2 protein-coding genes are annotated in these 696 nt (G+C 62.2%); both read right to left on the minus strand.

The annotated features are described in order from the left end of the window. The coding region (locus ACYVDE_RS25170) for a hypothetical protein (protein ID WP_460504252.1) at positions 1 to 227 on the minus strand (227 nt) is incomplete at its 3' end. Continuing rightward, a partial coding sequence (locus ACYVDE_RS25175; protein ID WP_460504253.1) for an RNA polymerase sigma factor occupies positions 217 to 696 on the minus strand: 480 nt, incomplete at its 5' end. The genes ACYVDE_RS25175 and ACYVDE_RS25170, both read right to left, overlap by 11 nt.

The raw sequence follows: 696 nt of genomic DNA on the forward strand, positions 1-696 counted from the left end.
CCGGCCAGCGAGGCCAGCAGCAGGCTGGCCGCGGCCACCCAGCGCGTGGCCACGAGGCGACGGCGGTACTGCTCGTTCTGCCGAATCAGCAGTGAGTTGTCAATCTGGTCCCACAGCATGGGGCGCGGGGGCACGGCGGCCTCCTCGCCCAGGTGGTGACGGAATAATTCCTCCAGGCTGCCGGTGGTCTTAGGGGTATCGTTATTTTCGATAGGATTAGCGGACATGGCGGGTTGGGGCGCTGAGGCGCTCCAATTTGGTTTGCAGGATAACGCGGGCGCGGGAGTACTGCGACTTGCTGGTACCCTCGCTGATATTAAGTAGTTCGCCGATTTCTTTGTGGGTGTAGCCTTCGATGGCATACAGGTTGAACACCATGCGGTAGCGCGGGGCCAGCTCCTGCACCATCTCCAGCAGCTCGGTAAAGTTGAAATTGCTGAGCGTGAACTCCTCGCTCGACAGCGTTTCGGGGTAGTCGCCGTCGCTCACGGCCACCAGCGGGGCGTTGCGGCGGTGCTGGCGCAAGGCCGCATTAATCATGATGCGGCGAATCCAGAACTCGAGCGGGCACTCGCGGCGGAAGCTGCCCAGCGTGCGGAATACGGTGAGGAAGCCTTCCTGCAGCACGTCTTCGGCCTCGAACGTGGTTTGGGCGTAGCGCAGGCACACGGCCATCATTTTGCCGGCAAACTTGTC

Source organism: Hymenobacter agri, from assembly GCF_054778495.1.